Here is a 1,382-nt window from a genome sequence, read left to right as displayed (position 1 = left end):
CCCCCAAAAGTTGGACAAATAATTATTGAAAGGATTTAGTTCTGTATTGCACAGGGCTAAGTCCTTTTAGTTTGACTTTAATTCGTTTGTTGTTGTAGTAATCAATGTAGTCCACAATAGCTTGTTCAAGGTCTTCTAAAGACCTAAAGTGCTTCTCATAACCATAAAACATTTCAGATTTCAAAATGCCAAAGAAGGACTCCATCATGCCATTGTCTGGGCTGTTGCCCTTGCGTGACATGGATGCTTGAATTCCCTTACTCTCTAGGAACCGATGATAAAAATCGTGTTGGTATTGCCAGCCTTGATCGCTATGGAGAATCGTATGCTCGTAGTGTTTCTCTGTAAAGGCCTGGTTTAACATAGCTTTCACTTGTTCTAAGTTTGGTGAAGTTGAAAGATTATAGGCGATAATTTCGCTATTAAATCCATCTAAAACTGGCGATAAATAGAGTTTCTGTGTGCTATTTGGAATGGCAAACTCTGTCACATCCGTATAGCACTTTTCCATTGGCCTTGATGCTTCAAACTGACGTTGAATGAGATTCTCTGCTTTCTTACCAATCTCTCCTTGGTAGGAAGAATACTTTCGTTTCCGGCGAATTCGAGCTGTTAAACCAAGGACTTTCATCAGACGTTGGACCTTCTTATGGTTTACTATATGACCACGATTCCTCAATTCAAGAGTAACTCTACGATAGCCATAATTTCCTTTATGGTCATTATAAATGGCCTGAATTTCGGTTTTAAGCTCTTTATCTTTATCAAGCCCATCCAGTTGTTTCAACTGATAATAGTAAGTTGAGCGAGCTAAACGTGCTGTTTCAAGAAGTAAATCTAGTCGAAATCCTCCTGAAGCCATTTCTCTAATTGTCTCTGCCTTTCTCGCTCTAAGGCTTCGTCCCTGTCTTCCAGCTCTTTTAACTTTTTTAGGTAGGCCACCTCAGTCCGTAAGCGTTCATTCTCCTCTTGGAGTCGCTCTAGTTCTGTCATTTCTTCCCAGGTTTTCTTCCGTTTACGTCCCATTTTAGTTGGTCTCCCTCTTGTTTTCTCAACAATAGTATACCCGTTTTTCTTATATTGTGCTAGCCAATTTGGAAGCATACCACGATTTGGGAGAGCATATTTGAGAGAAACTCTATCTTGAGACCAGTTTTCATGTAAGACTTTATTAATCATTTCTTGTTTTAAATGAGGAGAATAGTAACGATTTTTCCCTTTTTTGACGAACTCTATTCCGTAACGATCAATCAATTTAATCATGTACCTAAGATTAGAATTGTTTATCTCAAATTTATTTGAAAGCTTCTCTAAGCTATATCCTTGTTTTCTAAGTTCATAGATCTGAATTTTATCTTCATAACTCAATTTCATAATAAAAC

Annotated in this window: 1 protein-coding gene; it reads right to left on the bottom strand. The window is 37.6% G+C overall.

Features of this window, described 5'->3' with window-relative positions; translation table 11 throughout:
- Positions 1 to 22: 22 nt before the first annotated feature.
- Positions 23 to 1,374, bottom strand: a protein-coding gene (locus HMPREF2628_RS10280; protein ID WP_142350478.1) for an IS3 family transposase whose coding sequence is annotated in 2 segments (ribosomal slippage) — positions 23 to 933 and positions 933 to 1,374 — 1,353 coding nt in all. Because the reading frame shifts where the segments join, the coding sequence is not laid out codon by codon here.
- Positions 1,375 to 1,382: the final 8 nt, after the last annotated feature.

The sequence above is a fragment of the Streptococcus sp. HMSC063B03 genome, from assembly GCF_001836965.1.
GTDB classification, from domain to species: domain Bacteria; phylum Bacillota; class Bacilli; order Lactobacillales; family Streptococcaceae; genus Streptococcus; species Streptococcus pneumoniae_F.
Note: the sequence above shows the minus strand (reverse complement) of the source record. Positions and strands in the feature narration are given on the sequence as shown.